This is a genomic window from Pseudomonas sp. FW306-02-D09B (assembly GCF_058782685.1).
Map to the genome: position 1 here is coordinate 78,502 of NZ_JBYSXY010000013.1, position 23,654 is coordinate 102,155.

At 60.0% G+C, this 23,654-nt stretch carries 18 protein-coding genes; 7 read left to right on the forward strand and 11 right to left on the reverse strand.

Translation table 11 applies throughout. The features are described from left to right. The first annotated feature begins 104 nt into the window (after positions 1 to 104). From AC3WK5_RS20900 to AC3WK5_RS20925, 6 genes are read left to right on the forward strand one after another with little or no spacing between them, the layout of a single operon-like run. Complete coding sequence (locus AC3WK5_RS20900) at positions 105 to 896, forward strand: YfaP family protein (protein ID WP_054594235.1); 792 nt, start codon at positions 105 to 107, stop codon at positions 894 to 896. A 51-nt stretch (positions 897 to 947) separates the two neighbouring features. Next, complete coding sequence (locus tag AC3WK5_RS20905) at positions 948 to 2,672, forward strand: DUF2138 domain-containing protein (RefSeq protein ID WP_103317561.1); 1,725 nt, start codon at positions 948 to 950, stop codon at positions 2,670 to 2,672. After that, positions 2,657 to 3,307 (forward strand): DUF1175 domain-containing protein, encoded by a 651-nt coding sequence (locus tag AC3WK5_RS20910; protein WP_054594233.1) that lies wholly within the window; start codon positions 2,657 to 2,659, stop codon positions 3,305 to 3,307. Before AC3WK5_RS20905 ends, AC3WK5_RS20910 begins: the two co-directional genes overlap by 16 nt. Then, complete coding sequence (locus AC3WK5_RS20915; RefSeq protein WP_103317559.1) at positions 3,304 to 7,875, forward strand: alpha-2-macroglobulin family protein; 4,572 nt, start codon at positions 3,304 to 3,306, stop codon at positions 7,873 to 7,875. The genes AC3WK5_RS20910 and AC3WK5_RS20915 overlap by 4 nt, the downstream gene beginning before the upstream one ends. 1 nt (position 7,876) lies before the next feature. After that, a complete protein-coding gene (locus tag AC3WK5_RS20920; RefSeq protein ID WP_103317556.1) occupies positions 7,877 to 9,508 on the forward strand; it encodes a DUF2300 domain-containing protein in 1,632 nt (543 codons plus the stop codon). A gap of 3 nt (positions 9,509 to 9,511) precedes the next feature. Beyond that, the gene (locus tag AC3WK5_RS20925; protein WP_103317554.1) at positions 9,512 to 10,324 is read left to right on the forward strand and encodes a YfaP family protein; all 813 of its coding nucleotides are present in this window, start codon (positions 9,512 to 9,514) and stop codon (positions 10,322 to 10,324) included. Here the strand turns inward: AC3WK5_RS20925 and AC3WK5_RS20930 are convergent. Together AC3WK5_RS20930 and AC3WK5_RS20935 are read right to left on the reverse strand one after the other, a co-directional pair. Then, positions 10,315 to 11,460: a Fic family protein gene (locus AC3WK5_RS20930; RefSeq protein WP_103317552.1), complete on the reverse strand. Its 1,146-nt coding sequence runs from the start codon at positions 11,458 to 11,460 to the stop codon at positions 10,315 to 10,317. The genes AC3WK5_RS20925 and AC3WK5_RS20930 overlap by 10 nt on opposite strands. A gap of 138 nt (positions 11,461 to 11,598) precedes the next feature. Beyond that, entirely contained in the window at positions 11,599 to 12,048 is a 450-nt protein-coding gene (locus tag AC3WK5_RS20935) for a DUF3828 domain-containing protein (RefSeq protein ID WP_103317549.1), read from the reverse strand. A 263-nt stretch (positions 12,049 to 12,311) separates the two neighbouring features. On the opposite strand from AC3WK5_RS20935, the gene AC3WK5_RS20940 reads away from it, so the two are divergent. Further along, positions 12,312 to 13,325, forward strand: a complete 1,014-nt coding sequence (locus AC3WK5_RS20940) for a PDDEXK nuclease domain-containing protein (protein WP_103317547.1) — start codon at positions 12,312 to 12,314, stop codon at positions 13,323 to 13,325. A 407-nt stretch (positions 13,326 to 13,732) separates the two neighbouring features. On the opposite strand, the gene AC3WK5_RS20945 is transcribed toward AC3WK5_RS20940, so the two are convergent. From AC3WK5_RS20945 to exaC, 9 genes are all read right to left on the reverse strand, one after another. Continuing rightward, a complete protein-coding gene (locus tag AC3WK5_RS20945; protein ID WP_103317544.1) occupies positions 13,733 to 14,482 on the reverse strand; it encodes a S24 family peptidase in 750 nt (249 codons plus the stop codon). 230 nt (positions 14,483 to 14,712) lie between these two features. Next, a complete protein-coding gene (gene ppa, locus AC3WK5_RS20950) occupies positions 14,713 to 15,240 on the reverse strand; it encodes an inorganic diphosphatase (protein WP_019693833.1) in 528 nt (175 codons plus the stop codon). Positions 15,241 to 15,362: 122 nt separating this feature from the next. Beyond that, the gene (locus AC3WK5_RS20955; RefSeq protein WP_103317542.1) at positions 15,363 to 16,175 is read right to left on the reverse strand and encodes a M90 family metallopeptidase; all 813 of its coding nucleotides are present in this window, start codon (positions 16,173 to 16,175) and stop codon (positions 15,363 to 15,365) included. A 6-nt stretch (positions 16,176 to 16,181) separates the two neighbouring features. Further along, positions 16,182 to 16,838, reverse strand: a complete 657-nt coding sequence (locus tag AC3WK5_RS20960; protein ID WP_054594226.1) for a DedA family protein — start codon at positions 16,836 to 16,838, stop codon at positions 16,182 to 16,184. Between the two features lie 353 nt (positions 16,839 to 17,191). Then, positions 17,192 to 17,653, reverse strand: coding sequence for a GNAT family N-acetyltransferase (locus tag AC3WK5_RS20965; protein WP_054594225.1), 462 nt, complete (start codon positions 17,651 to 17,653; stop codon positions 17,192 to 17,194). Positions 17,654 to 17,782: 129 nt separating this feature from the next. Continuing rightward, positions 17,783 to 18,607 carry an ethanolamine ammonia-lyase subunit EutC gene (gene eutC, locus AC3WK5_RS20970; RefSeq protein ID WP_103317568.1) on the reverse strand — a complete coding sequence of 275 codons (825 nt, stop codon included), beginning with the start codon at positions 18,605 to 18,607 and terminating at the stop codon, positions 17,783 to 17,785. Positions 18,608 to 18,618: 11 nt separating this feature from the next. Continuing rightward, complete coding sequence (locus AC3WK5_RS20975; RefSeq protein WP_054594224.1) at positions 18,619 to 20,013, reverse strand: ethanolamine ammonia-lyase subunit EutB; 1,395 nt, start codon at positions 20,011 to 20,013, stop codon at positions 18,619 to 18,621. Between the two features lie 201 nt (positions 20,014 to 20,214). Then, the gene (gene eat / locus AC3WK5_RS20980; RefSeq protein ID WP_054594223.1) at positions 20,215 to 21,585 is read right to left on the reverse strand and encodes an ethanolamine permease; all 1,371 of its coding nucleotides are present in this window, start codon (positions 21,583 to 21,585) and stop codon (positions 20,215 to 20,217) included. Between the two features lie 245 nt (positions 21,586 to 21,830). Further along, positions 21,831 to 23,351: an acetaldehyde dehydrogenase ExaC gene (gene exaC / locus AC3WK5_RS20985; RefSeq protein WP_054594222.1), complete on the reverse strand. Its 1,521-nt coding sequence runs from the start codon at positions 23,349 to 23,351 to the stop codon at positions 21,831 to 21,833. Positions 23,352 to 23,654 lie beyond the last annotated feature (303 nt).

A 23,654-nucleotide genomic window follows, 5' to 3' on the forward strand; every position in this document is an offset into this window, starting at 1 on the left:
ACGACCCAATAACCACGGGTCTTTTTGACGAAACACAGTTTTTTGATCTGTAACGCGCCGAGGACCGGGCGCAAGGTTTCGTTATGCATGGCAGGAGGCGTCACATGCGTTGTTTTCTTTCACTGCTGATCACACTGGTCTGCGCCTCGGCTGCCTGGGCGGGACCCACGGCCGAAGTGTCGGAACCGGTGGGTGGCTGGCGCTATAACGGCCTGCTGGACCGCAGTGAAAACCCTCAAGTCGCCTATCCCACACCGCCCATTGATCGGGGCGTGCAGCGCAATCGCACGATGATCGAAGGCCAGCTCAAGGCCATTGGCACGCTACGCGGGCCCCACACCCTTGCGGTCAACGGCAATCCCCTGAATCTGTACACCGATGACAACGGGCGTTTCACCCGCCCGTATGCATTCGGTGCCGGTTCCAACAGCGTCGAAGTTCGTAGTTCCGAAGGCAAGTCGCTCAAGCGCGTGCAGTTCTATGAAGCGAATAACCTGCGCACCCCGGCGCGGATTCGCGTGGTGCTGGGTTGGGACGATCCGAAGGCCGAACTCGATCTGCACATCATTACCCCCGACGGCCAGCATGCGTTCTTCGCCCACACGACGTTGACCAATGGCGGCGGCCTCGACCCGGATGGTGTCGATGGCCCTGGCCCGGAAATGTTCACCATGACTGCACCGATGCATGGCACCTATCTGGTTTACGTGAACTATTGGGGCAACTTCGGCAGCGGCGGCTATAACTTCGATGAGTCCAGCAACCAGAACGAGGTGATCACCTCGCAGATCAATCTGGTGCTCAACGAAAACACTGTCGACGAAAAACGCGAGACGTTCATCGTACCCTTGCGGGCCATCGGTGATCTGTTGCTGGTCAAGACTTTCAACTATTGAACATCCCGCACCACGGATGAATTGCCGAGCTTTGGGAACATGAGCGTGAACATGAGCGATAACACGATTTCACCGGTCGATTCCCCGGCCGCCGGCGCACCTGCGGCCAACACCTCTCGTCGTTGGCCGGCGCTGCTGATCGGGCTGTGCCTGGTGGTCGGCGTGGCGGGCGGTTTGGGGTGGTTCATGCACAAGCCCAAGGCGCCGCCTGCGCAGTTGGCCAGCGACAAACTGGGCATGAGCCGGCCGGACGGTCTGCTGGAAACCCGTTCCTTGAGCCAGTTGCCCAAGGACTTGCTGACGGTGCCATTTCTCAAGGAAACCCTGACCGAAGATTTCGTCTTCTATTACGAAGCCCATGCCGATCGCCTCGGGTTGATCGGCAGTCTGCGCCGAATCATTTACGAGCATGACCTCAAGTTGCAGGACAGCCTGATCGAACAGCTATTCGATCAGCCAGCAGACGTGGCGCTGTGGCGTGGGGCGGATGGTCGCCTGAAGGACTTCCTGTTGGTGATGGATCGCGGTGGCCTGGCCAAGGTGCTGGAGCCGCTGGCTAAAGTGGCGCTGGATGATTCGCAGTTGAGCCAGGTCGGCGAGATGAAAGTCGCCGGCGATGTGGTGCCGGTTTATCAACTCACCTACAACGCCGGCAAAGCCCTGGTGTTTGCTTCTCACGGCGACAAACTGGTGGTGCTGTCCAACCCGCGCAAGCTGTATGACATGGGCCATGGTCCGACCGACGAGCACGGCATGGTCTCGACCCAGGCGCTGGAAGCACTGCTGGGTGGTGAAAAACTCTTCCCCGAAGCCTTTGGGCTGCAACCTAAAGCCCCGGAGGTCAAACAACGCCTCTCGGTCAACTCCAGTGTATTAGCCATGGGCTACCAGCGCTTCATCCCGAACTTCGCCGGGCTGCGTTTCGACATGGACGACAAGGGCTGGCACAGTTTCCTGGCCATGGATGAGCTGGAAAACCAGCCGGACTTCGATTTCAAACCGATCTGGCAAGCCATGCCCATGGGCGCCAGCGCCTGCGTGGCCCTGCCGCTGGCCGCCGAACAACAAAAACCGCTGCTGGTGAAACTCGGCGCCGACGAAGCGGTAGCCCAGGCCCTGACCGACCATGTGGCCGGTGCCGCTGGCCTCTGCTGGTATGCCGACTCACGGTTGTACACGCCGTTGCTGGTCGCTAGCCTGAATGACAAGGACAGTGCCAAGCTCGACGGCGATCTGGGCAAGCTGTTTGGCTCGATGGTGGGCGCTTATGAACGCAACGTCGCCGAGCACGCCTTTGCGGTGGTCGAGAAACAGCAAGGCGAAACCCATCGGTGGCAGCGCCAGGTCAGCTCCAACTTTGGCCAATACCCGGCCAAGGCAGCCGAGCAGCCTGCCGCAATCGCCGCCAAGGCATTCCTGCGGGTGAGCCTGGCGCGCCACGGCTCGACGCTGCTGTTCTCCCTCGACGACACACTGGTGGACAAGGCCCTCGGCACCCTAGACAAACGTTTCCCGCCACTGGCCGACGTGTTGCCGAAAGATCAGCTGACGCCGCTCTACTTCGGCCCGGATTCCATGGCACAGCTGATGCAGCGGGAAACCCTGGATAGCCTGCCGCAAGACATGGAGCCGGTTTTCTACAACGCCGCGCAAACCTACCTGATTCCGAAACTGCGTACGCTCGGCGGCTACGGCAAATACGCCTTGACGTTGCCCAAAGGCAGCGAGCCCGATGGCCACTGGCAATGGCTGCCGCTGGAATGGAAAGCCCTGTGACGGCACTCATCCGAGGCCTTGGCCTGCTGGCGCTGCTGCTCGGCACGCGGGCATTTGCCAGCGAAGCCGCGCCGCTTGACCCGCAGCAATCCCAGGTCTTTCGCGCCTGGTTCGTGCGCATCGCCCAAGAGCAATTGACCCAGGGCCCGAGCCCGCGCTGGTTTCAGCAGGACTGTGCCGGGCTGGTACGTTTCGCCGCCAACGAAGCGCTGAAAGTCCACGATGACAAATGGCTACGTAGCAATGGCCTGTCCAACCGCTACCTGCCGCCGGAACTGCCATTGAGCGACGCCCAGCGCGGCCTCGCGCAGCAATGGCAGCAGGGCGGTGGCAAGGTCGGACCTTACGTCAATGCCATCAAGCTGATTCAGTTCAACAGCCGTCTGGTGGGCCGCGACCTGGCCCAGGCCCGGCCTGGCGATCTGATGTTTTTCGATCAGGGCGACGACCAGCACCTGATGATCTGGATGGGCCGCTACATCGCCTATCACACCGGCACCACCACCCCAACCGACAACGGCATGCGCTCCGCAAGCCTGCAGCAACTCATGACATGGAAGGACACCCGATGGATTCCCGACGCAGCCAACCCCAACTTCATCGGCGTCTATCGACTGAACTTTCTCTCCCAATGATCGGTGCCCGCATGTTGCGCATTTGTTCAAGACTGCCCCTGTTGTTGGCCTTGCTGGCCCCTTTGGCCACGGTTAATGCCGACGATTCCGTCGAGCCCAGCGGCTACACGGCGGTGGCCGGTGAAAGTTTTTTCCTGTTGGCCGACAGCAGTTTTGCCAGTGACGAGCAGGCGATGGTTCGCCTCGAAGCGCCGGGCCGCGACTATCGTCGGTACCGCATGGAGCCGTACGGCGGCGCGGACATTCGGGTCTATCGGATCGACAAGCCGCTGGATTTCCTCAAGCGTCAGAAGAACCTGCACCGCGTGGTCAGCGACGGCCAGTTCAAGGGCGAAGGCCTGTCGAACACCCTCGCCTACCTGTGGGACAGCTGGTACCGCAAATCCCGTCGGGTGATGCAGCGAGCGTTTTCTTACGAGTCTCGCAAACAGGTCACCGAGCAAGTGCCTGAACTGAAGATGGGCACCGCCATCGTCGCGCGCACGCCTTACGACGCGCAGCCGCAATTTGCCTTGATTCCGGGTTTGCCGGTGGTCAGCCAATTTCGTTATCCGCTGTGGGAGGCCAAGCCGATACAGCCGCCTGCGGGTGTGAACCTGGCGGGTTCTTCCAGCGAGTTCATCAGTGTCGCGCCGGGTAATGTCTACATCCCGTTGGGTAACCTGAAGCCGGGGCTGTATCTGGTGGAGGCGCTGATCGGCAAGTACCGTGCGACCACTATGGTGTTCGTCTCCAACACCGTGGCCGTGAGCAAGATTGCTGGCGATGAACTACTGGTCTGGGCTGCCCGCAAACATGAAGGCAGTTCGGTGCCCAAGGTCAATGTGTTGTGGACCGATGGCCTGGGTGTCATGAGCAGTGGCGCCACGGATGCCGATGGTTTGCTGCGTCTGAAACACGTCAGCCCGGAGCGTTCCTTCGTGATCGGCGAAGACGAAGAGGGCGGGGTGTTTGTCTCCGAGAACTTCTATTACGACAGTGAGATCTACGACACCAAACTCTATGCATTCACCGACCGTCCGCTCTATCGGCCGGGGGATTGGGTGTCGCTGAAAATCGTGGGTCGCGAGTTCAAGAACGCCCGGGATTCGGTGTTGCCAGCGGCTGCCGACGTCAACGTCAGCGTGCTGGATGCCACCGGCACCGTGCTGCAATCGTTGGCGTTGAAGCTGGATTCCAAGGCCGGTACCCAGGGCCGCTTCCAGTTGCCGGAAAACGCTGTGGCCGGTGGTTATGAGCTGCGCTTCAGCTACAAGGATCAGGCCTACAGCAGTGCCTTTCGCGTTGCTGAATACATCAAGCCGCACTTCGAGATTTCCCTGAGTCTGGCCAAACAGGATTACCGCACCGGCGAACCGGTCAAGGGTAGCCTCGTGCTGCTGTACCCGGACGGCAAGCCCGTGGCCAACGCCAAGTTGAGCCTGAGCCTGCGCGCCCAGCAACTGTCGATGGTCGACAACGAGCTGCAATACCTCGGGCAATTCCCGGTGGAGCTGACCAGCACCGAACTGACCACCGATGCCAAGGGCAACGCCACGCTTGACCTGCCGGCCGCCGAGAAACCGAGTCGCTACATGCTCACGGTGTTCGCCAGCGACGGCGCGGCGTATCGGGTCAAGACCACCAAGGAAATCCTCATCGACCGCGGCGCCGCAAGTTTCCGCTTGAGCGCGCCGCAGCGCTTCAGTGCGGTAGGCGACAAGGTTGCATTCAGCTACGCCAACGAGGGTGGCAGCGAGCAGGGCAAAGCGCTGAGCCCTAGCACCTACAGCTGGGTGCGCCTGGAAGACCAGACTCAGGGCGAGGGCAAGCTCGCGGCCGCGGATAAAGGTTTTGCACTGACGTTCGATCGCCCTGGTACCTACAACCTGACGTTGAAGGATGACCACGGTCGTGCGCTGGGTGGCACCGGCCATTCGGTCACCGGCGACGGGGTCAAAGCCGTACCAGGCACTGTGGAAATCGTTCTCGACAAACCCGAGTACAAGGCGGGCGATGAAGCGCTGGCACTGATCACGTTCCCCGAGCCGGTCAGTGATGCCCTGTTGTCTCTGGAGCGCGACAAAGTCGAGGCCACGGCATTGCTGTCCAAGGGCGGCGACTGGCTGAAAATGGAAAAACTCAGCCCCACGCAGTACCGCGCGCGGATTGCGGTGAAGGACACGTTCGCCCCGAACCTGACCTTCTCCGTGCTCTACACCAAGAGCGGCCAGTACAGCTTCCAGAACATCGGCATCAAAGTCGTTGCGCCGCAGATCGACGTGACCATTGCCACCGACAAGGACAGCTACCAGCCGGGCGACACCGTGTCGGTGGACCTGACCACCCGGTTCGCCGGCAAGCCGGTTCCGGCGCACCTGACGGTCAGCGTGGTGGATGAAATGATTTACGCGTTGCAACCGGAAGTCGCGCCGACCATCGACCAGTTCTTCTACCACCCACGGCGCAACAACGTGCGCACCAGCGCCAGCCTGTCGTTCATCAGCTACGACGTGGCCTTGCCGGGCAGCCCTGGCGCGCCAGGCAAGGCCAACCGTAGCGAGCGCGGAGTGAAAGTGCTGGAGCGACCACGCCGCGAAGACGTCGACACGGCGGCGTGGCAGCCCGAGTTGATGACCGACGCCAATGGCAAGACCCGCTTCACCTTCAAGATGCCCGACTCCCTGACCCGCTGGCGCATCACTGCCCGGGCCATTGCCGATGACGGTCAGGTCGGTCAGAAGAAGCAATTCGTGCGTTCGGACAAACCGCTGTACCTGAAATGGAGCGGGCCCAGCAAATTCCGCAGCGGCGACAAACCGGATCTCGGGGTGTTCGCTTTCAGCCAGTCCGAGAAACCGGTCAAGGCCGAGTTGGTGAGCCATTACGGCGGCGTCGATCAGCGTGTGCCGGTGACCCTGAACAACGGCATCAACTACATCGCGCTACCCGCCTTTGCATTGGCCAGTGGCGAGTGGACCGCCGAGTTGCTGCAGAATGGCAAAACCGCAGACGCCCTGGCCGTGCGCTTGACCGCGACCGGCGAAGGTTGGCAAGTGACTCAAAGCCAAAGTCTGGATGTGCTCGGCGGCGATACACCGCTGACCCTGCCGGCGGATGCCAGCGATATCCGCCTGCGGCTGGATGACAGCCCGCAAGCGCTGTTCCGTTCGGCCCTCGATGACCTGTTGAGCTACCCGTACGGTGGCGTCGAGCAGACCGCCAGTCGTTTGCTGCCGCTGAGCATCGCTTACCCGACATTGTCGTCGAACCCGCGGATTCGCGACCGCTTGCGGCTGATCATGCAGAACAGCCGTCTGCGGCTGGTGCAAATGGCCGGGCCTTCCGCGTGCTTCACCTGGTGGGGCCAGGATGGCGAGCCGGATGCGTTCCTCACCGCTTACGCCTATTACGCCGACTGGTACGCCAGCAAGGCACTGGACCTGAGTCTGCCGCCGGAGCACTGGCAGCAGGTGCTGGAGATCTACGCGAAACAGGCGAAGGACACGCCGCTGTTGCAGCGAGCGCTGATTGTGTCGTTCGCCCGGCAGATGCAATTGCCGGTGAATACGTTGCTCAGCGGTTTGATGGAAGATCTGGCGAAAGCGGGCGAGGGCAATGCTGCAAACCTGATGGACGAGGGGCAAGACAGCATCGTCATGAGCGATCCGGACTCGGCGCTGGGTCTGGCCAGTGCTCGCGTGCTGACCGCATCGATGGCCGTACAGGCGAAGGTCAATCTGCCGGACGCTTTCAATCGGCAATTGGCGGATGCCCGGCAACGTTTGGCCGCCAGCTCTCAGCCATTTGTCGAAGCCTTGAACCTGTCGCTGCAACCTTTCGATCAGGCACACGCGGCAACATTGTTGCAACGTCTGTTGCCGCAGCAATCGACCCTGGAGCGTGCTTTGGCGCTGACCTGGTTGCAACGCAGCATCGAACAGGCTTCACCCGCCGTTGCATTGACACCGGGTGAAGGCTGGAAGCAAGGGCAGGGCGCTACCGGCGAAATCTACTGGCAGTGGCAAGGTGCACAAGTGCCTGGCGTGTTGTCCCTGACCGGCGCCCAGGAGCGTCCGCTGCGGGCCGCGTTGAGCTTCCAGAGCAAGCAACCGGCATTCGATCCGATGGCCGTGACCATCACTCGTCGCCTGTCGCGGCTGGTGCCGGGTGACGAAGCCTTCAACTTCAAGCTGGAAGCGGTCGGCGCCCAGCCATTGTCCAGTGACAGCCTGTACCTGGACGAAGTGATCATCGCCAGCAACGCCGCGAAGCCACTGCGCTACGGCATGCTCGAAGTGCCGCTGCCACCCGGTGCGGATGTAGAGCGTACGACCTGGGGCATCAAGCTCGTGGGCAAGGCCGGCAGCGAGCCGAGCACGCTGGAAAAGGCCCGTTTTGAACCGGGACAATTGGCCTACGCGATTCCGGTCGATGCCCTGAGCGGTGAATTGCGCCTGCGTCATCTGGTGCGTTTCTCGCAAAAGGGTCAGTTCAACCTGCCGCCGGTACGCTTCACCCAGGTCTATGCGCCACAGCATCAGGCCCTGGAACAGAAGCCGGCCCTCGGCCAGATCACGGTTAAATGACATGATCCGGCCTCTGGTCTGGTGGCTGCTCTGTCTGCTCCCTGCGCTGGCCACGGCGCAGGACGAGCCGCTGCGCCTGGCTTTGAAAGGTGAGTTGCTGCAGTTGAGCCGGACTCAGGTGATGGCGCGCGAGCCGTTGCCGCAGACATTGCAGACACCGCTGGGGAGTGTGTGGAAGCTGTTCGTTTACGGGTGGCTGGTCGATACCGGCGCTCGTGAGCCGGTTTATGAGTGTCGCGGGCAGTCGAAAGAAGAAGTGTATTGCTGCACCGCTGGCGCGAGCATTGGGCGGGATCAGGCGTTGGCGAAATCCTGCGGGCTGTATTTCGAGCCGCAGCGGTTGGGTATTACTGACGCCGGTTGGCGGGAATATTGGCAGGCGCGTCAGGCGCCGGAGTGGTTGCTGGATTTGCCGTCGTTGCAGCCGCAAACCCGGGTTTCGGTGGCTGAGTTGTTAAAGGCCCTGGCGCTGATGCCGGCGCAGGATCAGGCCCGTCGAGTGTTGCTGGATGTGGTGTTGAACGCTGCTGATGGCAACGCCGTGGGTGAACTCGGTGGCCGCCTGCGAGTGAAAACCTGGAGTTGGCTGGGGGATCAGGATCCTTCGTCGCGTCAGGGCGGGTTCGCCGGATGGCTGGCGGACGGAACGCCGATCTGGGCCGGTGGGCGGGGCACCAGCCAGAAGGTCCTGCGTAACTACGCAGAGGCGCTGTCCAGCGTGTTGCCGTCCACTTGGCCTGCGCAAGCGGGGCGATGCGTCGAAGTCAGCTTGTTCTCCCGCTATCCACTGCAACGCGTGCTCTCAGGTGATCGTGTGGCGCCCCCCGGCCCCTTGCAGGGCGACTACCGCGTCGAGTTCGTCAACGGTAACCAACTCGACATCCACAGCGATGGCGAGCTGTTTCTATTAAAGGACGGCCCTTCACAAAAGCTGGTCGCCCGCCTGGACCGCGAAGAATATGTCGCTCGCGTCCTCCAGCGCGAAGCCAGGCCCGAGCCCGCCGAAGCTGCCAAAGCCCTGGCCGTCGCGATCCGCACCTACCTGCTGCAAAATGCCACCCGCAGCGGTGACTGCCTGAGCATCGACGACAGCAGCAGTCGTCAGCGCGTCGCCCCGCGCCCGGCCGCGGCGGACTCGCGCAACATTGCCGCCTGGACCAGCGACCTGGTCCTCGCCGGCAGCACCGTCACTTACCACTCCGATCAGACCGGCACAGACAAACTCTCCTGGCAGCAAGCCGTCGAACAAGCCAGTGCCGGCCAGCGCTACGACGCGATCCTGCTTCACGCCTACCCGCGCGCGAGCCTCAGCCGTTGGGACAATCCCGTCGCCTCCTGCGAGGCCCTGCCCGCCGCACAAGACTGGCTGCAGAAGCAGCGCCGCGGCTGGCGCCAACGCCTTGAAAGCGAAGTCGGCTACAACGAAGTCAGCACCTTCGCCGTCTGCCGCCTCGCCTTCGGTCACCCTTATGTCGACCGCGAACGCCAGCGCATTTACGTGCGCGGCGTGCTGTCGCTACAGGATCGCCTGGACCTGACTCACGAATACTTGCACCTGGCCTTCGATGCACACCCCAACGGCCAGGACGAAACCTACATCGAAGGGCTTGCCCGCCACCTTTTACTGGAATAGGCCATGAAACATCGTTATCCACAGGTCATCCTGTTCCTCTGCGCTTTGACTGCATTGCCTATGGCGATGGCAGCCGATGCCGTCAAACTCGACACTCCTGTCGGCGGCTGGCGCATCGGTGCCGCCGAAGGTGAAGGCGAAAACTTCCGTCAGACCGTCAACTACCCGGCTTCCTCGGTCAACACCCCGGTGGGCCAGGCCAACACCGCTCGCATTAGCGGTCAAATCAAAGCCACGCCCAAGCGCAACGAGCCCGGAAAACTCATCGTCAACGGCGTCAGCATGCCGCTGAAACTCGACCCCGCCGGACATTTCGATCGCCCGTTTTCATTCCCCAATGGCAGCAATAGCGTCGAAGTCCGCAGCCCCGACGGTCAGCAACGCCACCGTACTCAATTCCTCCACCTCAGCGGCGGTGCGACCCCGGCCAAGCTGCGGGTCCTGCTGTCCTGGGACAGCGATAACACCGATCTGGATTTGCACCTGATCACCCCAGATGGCGCACACATCTGGTACGGCGACCGCGTGGCGCCCAATGGCGCGGCGCTGGATGTCGACGTCACCACCGGATACGGGCCGGAGATTTTTTCCATGCCGGCGCCGATCAAGGGGCAATACCTGGTGTATCTGAATTACTTTGGAGGCGGCTATCGCAGTGGCGAGGAGGGGCAGGAGAATGCTGTTCAGCCGCTGACGACAGCGCAGGTGACGGTGATTACAGAAGAGGGAACGCCTGACGAGAAGATGCAGACGTTTGTCGTGCCGATGCGGGCGGTGGGGGAGTTGACGCTGGTTCAGGCGTTTAGTTATCCGTGAGGGGGAGGGTAGCTGATCTGATACCGAGTACTACGACCGCCCCCTGGCAAACGCATCAGGCAGCCTTTCTCCAGCAACTCCGTCAAGTGTCGGGTTGCGGTGGCTTTGGATACTTTTGCCACGGCTTGATACTGGGCAGCGCTGATGCCGTTCTCAAAGCCGTTCTCGCCGCCATCGAGCAAGCGATTGAGTACTTTGACTTGTTCTGAAGACAGCGGATGTTCTCGATGCTGTTGCCAGAAACGCGCTTTGCCGAACACGCGGTCGATACGAACCATAGCCTGTTGAAGGCTGCGCAATAGTGTTTGCAGAAACCACTCCAGCCACTCGGTGATATCAAGCGTGGCTTTCTGAGAGGTCTCCAGCACCCGGTAATAACCGCTGCGATCATCCAGGATACTGGCGGACATGGCGTAGAAACGGATGGCCTGATTTTCGCCTTGAGCGAGCGCCAAGTCAGTGAGAGCACGGGTCAAGCGCCCGTTGCCATCGTCGAACGGATGGAGGGTCACAAACCAGAAGTGCGCGATGCCGGCACGGAGCAATGGATCGAGTTGTGTCTTGGCGCGGCTGGTTTCGAACCAGTCGAGGAAGGCATCCAACTGCTGCTCCAAGCCGTCCCGCGCAGGGGCCTCGAAATGAACGGTCGGCTTATCCAGGCGGCCGGAAACCACCTGCATCGGCTCATCTCCACGCAAGGCGCCGACACGGATATTGCGTGCACTGAAGTCTTCTTCCTGAGCAGGGAACAACCACTCATGCCAGCGCAGCAGACGTTCAAGGTTCAGCGGCTCGGCGAAATGCTGGGTGGCATCCAGCATCAACTCCGCCAACCCTTCACTGCGCTTGCTCACGCGACTGTCGCCGACGTCTTCCAGGCCCAGACGTCGGGCCAGCGAAGAGCGGACCGAACCCACATTAAGCTGTTCGCCTTCAATGGCGGATGAGGTCACGATGTTCTGAAGTAACGAATCCAGCTCACTTTGTGCGGTCAGTTCCGCCCCCACATAACTGGACATCCCCAGCAAGCGACCTTGCGCCAGCACGCACTCGCGCAACAGCGGCGACAAGCGCTCGGACTGCCAGTGAAAGTGTGGCCAATCGGGCTGTTGCCAGATCCAGCGAGGATGGTCCATGGGGAAGGGCTCTTGAGTGTGAGCCGAATAAGGAGGTTATTCGGCTCATTTAGTGAGCCGATTGTGTGAGCTATTCGGCTCACCGTCCAGTAGATCGTCAGTGCGCCTGGCGATTCAGAAGAAACGACCGGCCATCACTCAATCACTCTGATCCGCTGTGGACAGCACGTCATTGATCTTCCAGCAGCCATTGTTCTTGACCAGCAACACATCAACGATCTGGGTTGTATCGGGCGTATTGCCCAATGTCACCTGCTCCCTGGCTGAGGCTCCCTGCACGAGTGGCTCACTGACCTTGATGTGGGTGAGCCATTCTTCCATGTAGTCTTGAGCCTTGATGAAATAGTCCTCTTCGAGCCCATCCGGGCTGGCCATCTGCTTTTTGATCTTGTCGATCAGCTCGTCCGAAACGTACTGCTTCATCTGCGCAACATCTTCGGTCAACGGATCTTTTCCAGCGCTGAAGCTTTGCAGGTACCCGTTATAGAAAGCTTCGGCCACGGGCTTGGGGGAGCTGGCGCAGTCGGCGAAGGCAACAGGGGGATGAAAAACCGCTGCGGCGAACAGCAGGGAAAGCCACTTTCTCATGGTTGTGTCCTTACAGACTCGTTGGGTTTGGGAGCGGCGTGAGGTATTTGCCGAGCCCATTCAGGCGCCGGATAGGTTGAGCGCTTTGGGGGAGGGCCGTCAATGGACGGCTGATGGGGTGGAGTGGGAATGGTCCACGTCCACCGAACCGCAAGATTCTGGTTATCCGTGAGACCGTCTTACGTCGACACACTTTGTGATTTTTATTTTCTCAAGGTTGGGAGTACTCAGGGGCGTCGCTTATAGAACAGGAACGCCCTTACGTGAATGATCTCACCTCCACCTTGCTGTCCCCTGATGCAAGCTTTAATGAAATCACACAACTAATAGTGGCCGCTCGCCAGAGGGCGGTGCAGGCGGTCAATACCGAGTTGATTGAGCTGCACTGGCAGGTAGGGACTTATATCAGCAGGAAGATCGAATCCGCAGAGTGGGGTGACGGAGTGGTTGCTCAATTGGCTACTCACCTCGCGCGAACTCAGCCTGGATTGCGCGGTTTTACCAGGGCTAATCTCTTTCGCATGCGCAAGTTTTACGAGGCGTACAGGCACGACGCAAAAGTCGCAGCACTGCTGCGACAATTACCCTGGACCCAAAACCTGATTATCCTCAATCAAAGCAAGCGCATTGAAGAACGCGAGTTTTACCTGCGTATGGCGATTCAGGAGAAATGGTCAAGCCGAGAACTGGAGCGTCAATACAAAACCGCTCTGTTTGAGCGCTCCGTCATCAGCCCGGCGAAAGTCTCACCACTGCTGAGACAAATGCATCCTGAAGCGATGAGTGTGTTTAAGGATACGTACATGGTCGAATTTCTCGACCTTGCGCAAGGACATGTCGAGGCTGACTTACATGGAGGGTTGTTACGCAGGCTCAGGGACTTTCTGATCGAGTTGGGAAGGGATTTTTGCTTCGTTGGTTCGCAGTATCCATTGCAGGTCGGTGACCGTGACTTTGCCCTGGATCTGCTGTTCTTCCATCGTGGGCTGAACTGTCTGGTGGCGATCGAACTCAAGGTCGGGCGCTTCGAGCCGGAGTATCTGGGGAAACTGGACTTCTACCTTGAGGCTCTGGACCGCAATGTCCGCAAACCCCATGAAAACCCGGCGCTTGGTGTACTGCTGTGTGCCAGCAAGGACAATGAGGTGGTCGAGTACGCTCTCAACCGCTCACTTTCACCGGCATTGATCGCGGAGTACCAGACGCAATTGCCGGACAAGAAGTTGTTACAGGCCAAGCTGCATGAGTTCTATGCCCTTAATGGTGGCGAGTCCTGAAGCTTTCCAACAGACATTAAAAAGCCGGCTTGTGGCCGGCTTCTCGGGGACGGGCTTGGTTTATTTTTGGTAAACCGTACCAGCCTTCAAAACGTACACCCGGATCTTGCGTCCGGCTGTGGGACTTGGCGAGAAAGTCATCTGCCTTGTCGGTGCGATCGGACCAGCACAGGGCGGGTCGATGCAAATGTGGGGCGCAGCATACTGATTTTTGTGGGGAATTCCCAGCGTGAAGTGCTATCCAGAGCGTTGTGCTGCTTAAAAGGCCTATGAGTTTGAAGGTTGTGTTGCCCGGAAGGGCGCTATCGCGGGCAAGCCTTGCTCCTACGGTTTTATGTCGTTCACGAATTCGCGGTCGGCTCAACACTGTAGGAGCAAGGCTTGCCCGCGATAAGGGCGACTCGATATCAGTTGAACGGCACCGGTGGCCTCTGTTTGTTCAGCGTGGACCACCAGAACACCCAGCCGAGGATTTCGATGTTTTGTTCTTCGATCTGTTTGGCGCTGAAGATTTCGTCGGGGTAGCCGCTGCTGTTGTGGCTGCGCAGTCGCAGGGCGCCGGAGGGGAGGCGGTGCAGGTATTTGATGCGCAGCATGCCGGCGTGTTCGAGGGCGTAGATCTGGCCGTCGACGACCTGGGTCAGGCTGCGGTCGATGGCGAGGGTCGAGCCGTCTTCGATTTTCTCCGACATGCTGTCGCCGACCATGGGCACACAGATGGCTTGGGCCGGTTCGACCTCCAGGCTCTCGAGGTGGCTTCGCGGCAGGCGGATGAACTCGCCGGGGATTTCGACGACCTCGGTTTCGCTGGCGCCAGCGGTAATAGGGACTTCTTTATACAGCGGGATTTCTACATCGAGCGAATCGATATTCACGGTGTACACGCCGCGTGTTTCTTGTGCGTCGAAAACGTTGCCGGTCTGATCGGCCAGTTGGCCCGGGCCTGGGCGCCTGGGGCCTTCGCCGTTGAGCAGCCACAGGCTGTTGACGCTTAACAGGCGGGCGATTTCGTCCATGCGCGGATAGGGGACGCCGCGGATGTACCAGTTGTTCACGTGCTGGGGCTCGACGTTGCAGAAAGCCGCGAATGCCGTCGGGGTGATGTTCACCTCTTTCAGGAGCGCTTTGAAGCGTGGGCCGCATTTGTGCTTTTTCATGAATACGGAGTTTACGGGCCGGGGTGGCTGGATTAAATAAACAACCGGATCAATCTTCGCGGGAATATTCTGCTGTGGTGAAGGATATTGTTAGTTCATATTAAACATGTCTAAACGTTAGACTTTGTTTCATTAAACGCACTGTTTAAGTTGATGTTTTAACGCTCATAAAAAAACCCCGGATAACCGGGGTTTCTTCAAGAGGTCAGTGGCATTCAGCCAATGCCGTCTCAGCCTTTATAGGCAGCAACCGACTTCATGATCGCGGCGCGAGCGGCATCTGCGCCGTCCCAGCCTTCGATCTTCACCCATTTGCCTTTTTCGAGATCTTTGTAGTTCGCGAAGAAGTGCTCGATCTGCTGAATCAGCAGCGCTGGCAGGTCAGTGTATTCCTTCACGTCGACGTACAGCTGGGACAGCTTGTCGTGTGGAACAGCGATGACTTTAGCGTCGCCGCCGCCGTCGTCGGTCATGTTCAGGATGCCTACTGGACGCGCGCGGATCACCGAGCCTGGAGCAACCGGGTAAGGGGTCACGACCAACACGTCGAGGGGATCACCGTCGTCAGCCAGGGTGTTCGGGATGTAACCGTAGTTGGCCGGGTAGAACATTGGGGTGGCCATGAAACGGTCAACGAACAGGCAATCGCTGTCTTTGTCGATTTCGTATTTGATCGGCGCGTGGTTGGCCGGAATCTCGATCGCGACGTAGATGTCGTTCGGCAGGTCTTTGCCAGCCGGAATCTTGCTGTAGCTCATTGGGCGGTGCCCCCGTAAGTGGCCAAATGACTTGGCCGGATTGACCAAAAAGTGGCGGCGATTATAGGCATATTCCGTCGCCTGCGCCACGTACCAGAGGTCGTATAGACCCAGGCAGGAAGCTAGTCGTGTGCCTGATAGCCCGGATGGGTGGCTTGCAGTTGCTCGAGCCTGGCCAGAGGGTCCTGGCGGTAAAACAGCTGCAGTTGCTGATAGACCTGTGGATAAGTTGCGTGCAGCAAATCCGGGGCGCTGAAGAAGTATTCGCTGGTGACGGCGAAGAACTCGGCCGGGTTTTCCGCCGCGTAAGGGTCGATGGCGGTGTTGGCGTGCGGATGGCGATCCAGTTGGCGATTAAGGTCGTCGTAGGCCTGTTGCATGACTTTCGCCCAGTCGCTGACGCGCATGTCGCTGTGCAGCGGCGGCAAGCCGTTGGCATTGCCGTTGAGCATGTCGAGTTTGTGCGCCAGTTCGTGGATCACCAGGTTGTAGCCTTCCCAGCCCCCGCTGGCCATCACGCCCGGCCAGGCCAGAATGATCGGCCCCTGTTGCCAGGCTTCGCCGCTGTGCTCGCCGTTCCATTCATGCTCGACGCCGCTGGCATCGCGATGGCGCTGCGGGCTGAGGAAGTCGTCGGGGTAGAGCACGATTTCGTGGAAACCCTGATACCAGTTCAAGTCGCCCAGGTGCAGCAATGGCAATTGCGCCTGCGCGGCAAGCAGCAGGCGCTGCTCCTGGTGCAGTTCGACGCCGGGCAGGCAGGTCAGGTGTTTTTCTTGCAGAAAGAGCACAGCGGCTTCGCGCAGCCAGTGGTCTTCGGCCTCGCTGAGGCCGTCGAGGAAACTCAGGTGTTGGCGCACCCGCTGCCAGGTTTCATCGGCAACGGGGTGCTTGGCCAGCGTACGCCGGCGGCGCCAGGCGTTGAGGAACCACATGGACGCTCAGCGCGACGCGGCTTTGGAGCTCGCGTTGGCCAGGCGATTGCGGATCACCCCAATGATCATCGGTACCAGCGACAGGAGGATGATGCCCACCACCAGCAACGACAGGTTCTTCTTGATGAACGGTACGTTACCGAAGAAGTAACCCAGGGTCACCAGGCCACCGACCCAGAGGATGGTGCCGAACACGCTGAAGGCGAAGAAACGCGGGTAAGGCATTTTGCCTACGCCGGCGACGAACGGTGCGAAGGTCCGGATGATCGGCAGGAAGCGCGCCAGGGTTACGGTCTTGCCGCCATGCTTGTCATAGAAGTCATGGGTTTGTTGCAGGTAGTCGCGACGGAAGATCTTTGAATTCGGATTGCTGAACAACTTTTCGCCGGCTGTTCGCCCGACAAGGTAGTTGGTGCTGTCACCGAGAATCGCCGCCAGCATCAACAATCCGCCCAGCAGCACCGGGTCCATGCCGCCACCGGCCGCTACCGCGCCAGCGATGAACAACAATGAATCGCCCGGCAGGAAAGGCATCACCACCAGGCCGGTTTCGCAGAAAATCACCATGAACAGGATGGCGTAGATCCATGGCCCGTAGTTGGTCACCAGCAAATCGAGGTAGACATCGAGATGCAGGATTAGGTCGATCGGGTTGAAATCCATGGTGGGCACCTGTGGTAACGACCCGACTCAGCAGGCCTGTGCGAATATTTTGGAAAATTGGGCTACAGGGCTGTGGAGTTTTTCTTACAACCCGTGAGGTTCGTGATTATACGGACTGAAAGGTGAAAAGCGTGTCGAGTTTGTAGCGAGGGATTTCCAAGGGGAATTCTGGGGTGCCGGCAACTCACATAGATCCTCGTGGCGAGGGGGCTAGCCCCCGTTCGGCTGCGAAGCAGTCGTGATCCAGGCATCGCTTTTTATCTGTCATACCGCGAATTCAGGCCCAGAGAGCGCTTCGCACTCCAACGGGGGCGAGCCCCCTCGCCACAAGAGCCCGCCTCACCACAAATAGCTCAGAGCTCTTCGCTGATCGGCAAAACGTAGTTCTTGAACTCGGTGTCTTCGCGAAAACCGATGGATTCGTAGGTTTTCTGCGCAATTTTGTTGTCGCTGCTGGTCGAGACGCGCATGCGCACAGCCTGGGTTTCCTTGGCCATTTTCTTTGCGGTGCGCATCAGGTTGTCGGCAACCAGTTGGCGGCGGGCATCTTCGGCGACGTAGATGTCGTTGAGGATCCACACGCGCTTGAGCGACAGCGACGAAAAGCTTGGGTACAGCTGACAAAAGCCCAGCAATTTGTTGTCGTCATCATCGGGCAGGGCCAGATAGATCACCGACTCCTTGCGGCGCAGGCGCTTTTCCAGAAAGGCCCGGGACGAATCCGGGTAAGGCAACGAGCCGTAAAATTCGCGGTACTTGACGAACAACGGCGTCAGAAGGTCCAGGTGCTCGAGGGTTGCTTGAGTAATCCGCATGCTAGGCCTCAACTTTCAAGTAGATAGGGCGGCAGTTTCCAGTGGATACGACGGCAATCGGTTCACTGCTCGGGCAGCCGTTCGTCGACTCTGCCTGAAAGCGGATCAAAAACGCAATTCCAATACGGGTCAGGCATCCGGCAGACTCAGTAGGAAATTTCCTTTCATATCAGCGTCATCTTTCGACCCAATAGTCTGGACCTGGGCTTCGTCTTTCAGGTTAACCCCCGACAACTGCCGTCGACAGGCCTCGCGCATCAAGTACAGCAAACGGTGTGCCGCCATGCCATAGCTCAAACCTTCAAGGCGGACATTGGAAATACAGTTGCGATAGGCGTCCGTCAGGCCGACCTTTGGATTATAGGTGAAATACAAACCGAGACTGTCTGGCGAGCTGAGTCCAGGGCGTTCGCCGATCAGGATCACGACCATTTTTGCACCCAGCAATTCGCCGATTTCGTCAGCCACGGCGACGCGACCCTGTTCCACCAGAATCACCGGCGACAATGACCAGTCTTCGGCTTGAGTCTGTTCTTCCATGCGCGTCAGAAACGGCAAGGTGTGCCGGTGCACCGCCAGCGCCGACAGGCCGTCGGCCACGACGATCGCCAGATCAACGCCGCCCGGGTTGGCCAACGCGTGTTCGCGCAGTTTTTGCGCGGACTCGTCACTCAACTTGCGACCCAGGTCTGGCCGTTGCAGATAACTGTGGCGATCGCTGGCGGCGCTGTGCAGCAGCAGACTGTCGCGTCCGCGCTCGGCCAGTTGCTGGCTGAGTCCGACATGATCGAAGGGCAGGTGCACGGCATCGCGGGCCTCGGCGTGGGCGTACTGGAAATCCAGTTGCGCGCTGGTCGGCATACTGGTGCCGGTGCGGCCCAGAGCGATGCGTGCCGGAGTCAGGCGGCGCAGTCCCAGCCAGGGGTTTTGCGGATCGACGGTTGGTTTATCCATCAGCAGATTACTCATCCCAGTTGCGCCATGGCCTGGCGGAAGGCCGGCGGCAGGTTGTTGCCGAAGTGCACCTTGCCATCACCTTGGGTGAAGATGCCCATATGTGCCAGCCACCGTTCAAACTCGGGTGCCGGTTTCAGGCCCAAGGTCTGGCGCGCGTAGAGCGCGTCGTGGAACGACGTGGTCTGGTAGTTGAGCATGATGTCGTCGGAGCCGGGGATGCCCATGATGAAGTTGATCCCGGCCACGCCGAGCAGCGTCAGCAAGGTGTCCATGTCGTCCTGATCGGCTTCGGCGTGGTTGGTATAGCAGATGTCGCACCCCATCGGCACCCCGAGCAACTTGCCGCAGAAGTGATCTTCGAGGCCGGCGCGGATGATCTGTTTGCCGTTGTAGAGGTATTCCGGGCCAATGAAACCGACCACGGTGTTTACCAGAAACGGCTTGAAGTGCCGGGCCACGGCGTAGGCGCGGGTTTCGCAGGTTTGTTGGTCGATGCCGTGATGGGCATTGGCCGAGAGCGCGCTGCCCTGGCCGGTTTCGAAGTACATCAGGTTTTGCCCCAAGGTGCCGCGATTGAGGCTCAAGCCTGCTTCATACCCTTCCTGCAGCACACTCAGGCTGATGCCGAAACTGGCATTGGCCGCTTCGGTGCCAGCGATTGACTGGAACACCAGGTCCAGTGGCACGCCACGGTTGATCGCCTCGATGGAGGTGGTGACGTGGGTCAGCACGCAGGCTTGGGTCGGGATTTCGTAGCGCTGGATGACCGCATCGAGCATTTCCAGCATCGCGCAGATCGAGGCGATGCTGTCGGTGGCCGGGTTGATGCCGATCATCGCGTCGCCGTTGCCGTAGAGCAGGCCGTCGAGAATGCTCGCGGCGATGCCGGCGGGTTCGTCGGTGGGGTGGTTGGGTTGCAGGCGGGTCGACAAGCGCCCGCGCAGGCCCATGGTGCCGCGAAACCGAGTCACCACGCGGATCTTTTGTGCCACCAGCACAAGGTCCTGCACGCGCATGATCTTCGACACGGCAGCGGCCATTTCCGGGGTCAGGCCAGGGGCCAGCGCCCGCAGGCTCTGCTCGTCGGCCGCATCGCTGAGCAGCCAGTCGCGAAAACCACCAACGGTCAGGTGGCTGACGGTCTCAAAGGCGCGGGCGTCGTGGGTGTCGATAATTAACCGGGTGACTTCATCGGATTCGTAGGGGATCAGCACTTCTTGCAGGAAATGCTTGAGCGGGATATCAGCCAAGGTCATTTGCGCGGCGACCCGTTCGCCATCGTTCAGGGCGGCGACACCGGCCAGAAAGTCCCCGGAGCGTGCCGGGCTGGCCTTGGCCATGACTTCCTTGAGGCCATCGAAACGGTAAGTCCGGGCGCCGACGGTATGGGCAAATGCAGCCATGAGCGGTGTCCTCTTGATGTGTACACGTCTTGATAACACTGACTAACCCCTGTGGGAGCGGGCTTGCTCGCGAAAGCAGACGGTCAGTCGACATCAATGGTGAATGTCAGTCCGTTTTCGCGAGCAAGCCCGCTCCCACACTGGATTCCAGTGCACTTCAATAATGCAGGCGCCGGGAAAACTGCCCGGCGCCGGTGCGACTCAGATACCCGTAAGCATCGCATCCGCCGGGGCGTCGAAGCGCTGTTTGGCGGTCAATTGGAAGTAGATGAAGCCGGCCACCATGAAACCGAGGAAAATCATCCCGATCAAGGTATTGAACCAGGCCATCGCCACCAGGCAGACCACCGCCAGGAATAGCGCGATGCCCGGCACGATCGGATAACCCGGGGCGCGGAAGGTGCGCTCCAGCAGCGGCTCGGTTTTGCGCAGTTTGAACAGGCTGAGCATGCTGATGATGTACATCACGATAGCGCCGAACACCGACATGGTGATCATCGCGGCGGTCAGGGTCATGCCTTGCAGGTTGACCAGCCCGTCACTGTAGATCGCCGCGATGCCGATCACACCGCCGGCCAGAATTGCCCGATGCGGGGTCTGGAAGCGCGAGAGCTTGGCCAGGCCGCGAGGCAGGTAGCCGGCGCGAGCGAGGGCGAAGAACTGTCGCGAGTAGCCGAGGATGATCCCGTGGAAGCTCGCCACCAGACCGAACAAACCGATCCACACCAGCATGTGCATCCAGCTGGAGTTGTTGCCGACCACGGCTTTCATGGCCTGGGGCAGTGGATCGTTGATATTCGCCAGTTGGCGCCAGTCGCCCACACCACCGGCCATTACCATCACGCCGATGGCCAGGAACACCAGGGTCAGGATGCCGCTGACGTAGGCCCGTGGAATGGTGCGTTTCGGGTCCTTGGCTTCTTCGGCAGCCATGGCCGCGCCTTCGATGGCGAGGAAAAACCAGATGGCAAAGGGGATCGCCGCAAAGATGCCGGGGATCGAGGCGACCGTGAACTCATTGGAGCCGGACCAGCCGTTGAGCACGAAATTGCTGAAGCTGAAGCCCGGTGCAACCACGCCCATGAACACCAGCAGTTCGGCTACCGCCAGAACGGTCACCACCAGTTCGAAGGTCGCGGCAATGCTGACGCCGAGGATGTTCAGGCCCATGAACACGAAGTAGGCGCCGACCGCGGCGAGTTTCGGGTCAAGATCCGGGTATTGCACGTTCAGGTAGGCGCCGATGGCCATCGCAATGGCCGGTGGCGCAAAGACGAATTCGATCAGCGTGGCGATCCCGGCGATCAAGCCGCCTTTTTCACCAAAGGCCCGTCGGCTGTAGGCAAAGGGCCCGCCAGCGTGGGGAATCGCGGTGGTGAGTTCGGTGAAACTGAAGATGAAGCAGGTGTACATCGTCGCCACCATCAACGCGGTGACGAGGAACCCCAGGGTGCCTGCGGTGCCCCAGCCGTAACTCCAGCCGAAGTATTCGCCGGAAATCACCAGGCCGACGGCAATGCCCCATAGATGCAAGGTGCCGAGTGTGGGTTTGAGCGTTGTTGAAGAAGTCATAAGTCCTCTCTGTTTTTTATTGTTCGATCTGTTGGACTTTCGGGTGTGGCGGTTTGGGTGGATCGACGCTGTTCACGCAGCGGGTAATCTGTCGAACGGGCACGCAAGGCCCGTGCCAGAGCGGCAGGGCAATTTAGGTTGTGTCAATGAAGGCGCCATCGCTGGCAAGCCATGCTCCTACAGGGGGGTGTGATTTGTAGGAGCAAGGCTTACCCGCGATAGCTGTTACGCGATTTCGCGCGGGGTTAGAAGAAACCCAGTGGATTGATGTCGTAGCTCACCAGCAGGTTTTTGGTCTGTTGGTAGTGGTCGAGCATCATTTTGTGGGTTTCACGGCCGACACCGGACTTCTTGTAACCACCGAACGCGGCGTGGGCCGGGTACAGGTGGTAGCAGTTGGTCCAGACGCGTCCGGCCTTGATCGCCCGGCCCATGCGGTAGGCGCGGTTGATGTCGCGGGTCCAGAGACCGGCACCAAGGCCGAACTCGGTGTCGTTGGCAATCGCCAGGGCTTCGGCTTCGTCCTTGAAGGTGGTGATGCTCACCACCGGGCCAAAGATTTCCTCCTGGAACACGCGCATTTTGTTGGTGCCCTTGAGCAGGGTCGGCTGGATGTAATACCCGGTCGCCAGGTTGCCCTCGAGTTTTTCTACCTTGCCGCCGGTCAGCAACTCGGCACCTTCGCCTTTGGCGATTTCCAGGTACGAGAGGATCTTGTCGAATTGCTGCTCGGACGCCTGGGCGCCGACCATGGTGTCGGTGTCCAGCGGGTCGCCACGTTTGATTTGCAGGACCTTCTTCATCACCACTTTCATGAAGTCGTCGTAGATCGACTCTTGCACCAGTGCGCGGGACGGGCAGGTGCAGACTTCGCCCTGGTTGAAGAACGCCAGTACCAGGCCTTCGGCAGCTTTTTCGATGAAGGTCGGTTCGGCTTGCATGATGTCGGCGAAGAAGATGTTCGGCGATTTGCCGCCCAGTTCCACGGTGGACGGAATGATGTTTTCGGCGGCGCATTTCATGATGTGCGAGCCGACCGGGGTCGAGCCGGTAAAGGCAATTTTGGCAATGCGTTTGCTGGTGGCCAGGGCTTCACCGGCTTCTTTGCCGAAACCTTGCACGACGTTCAGCACGCCAGGCGGCAGCAGGTCGCCGATCAGTTCCAGCAGCACGGTAATGCCCAGCGGGGTTTGCTCGGCGGGCTTGAGCACCACGCAGTTGCCGGCGGCCAGTGCCGGGGCAAGTTTCCAGGCGGCCATCAGGATCGGGAAGTTCCACGGGATGATCTGCCCGACCACGCCCAGCGGTTCGTGAATGTGATAAGCCACGGTGTTGCCGTCGATTTCCGCGGCGCTGCCTTCCTGGGCGCGCAGGCAACCGGCGAAGTAGCGGAAGTGGTCAGCGGCCAGCGGGATGTCGGCGTTGAGGGTTTCACGCACGGCTTTGCCGTTGTCCCAGCTTTCGGTGATTGCCAGGACTTCGAGGTTTTGCTCGATGCGGTCGGCGATTTTCAGTAGCACCAGCGAGCGCGCCTGAGCAGAGGTGCTGCCCCAGGCATCGGCGGCTGCATGGGCAGCGTCCAGGGCTTTTTCGATGTCTTCGGCCGTGGAGCGGGGGAATTCGGCAATCGGTTGGCCGTTGACCGGGGAAGTATTGGTGAAGTACTGACCTTTGACAGGCGCGACGAATTCGCCACCGATGTAGTTGCCGTATTTACTCTTGAACGAAACGATAGCGCCTTCAGTACCTGGGTGAGCGTAACGCATGGTGAGTATCTCCTTGGCTTTTGTGCTTATAAGGGAGTACGCGCAGTAAGCGCTTGAGAAGCGTAGAGCAAAGGTCGGGCCAGTGCTTTGCGGGTCAGGTAAATCAAGGGCTTACGGTTTTTTCGAGGGGGTGGTGATACAGGGCCTGTGACAGATGTGGTACAGGCCTTGTGACAGTTTGTACCGCTTGTGGCACAGCCTGTGACCGGGCGGTCTTGCCAGCATTGCAAAGCAATCGAGGCAGGAGGATGCTGGGCGCTCTGTGGCGAGGGAGCTTGCTCCCGCTGGGTCGCGAAGCGGCCC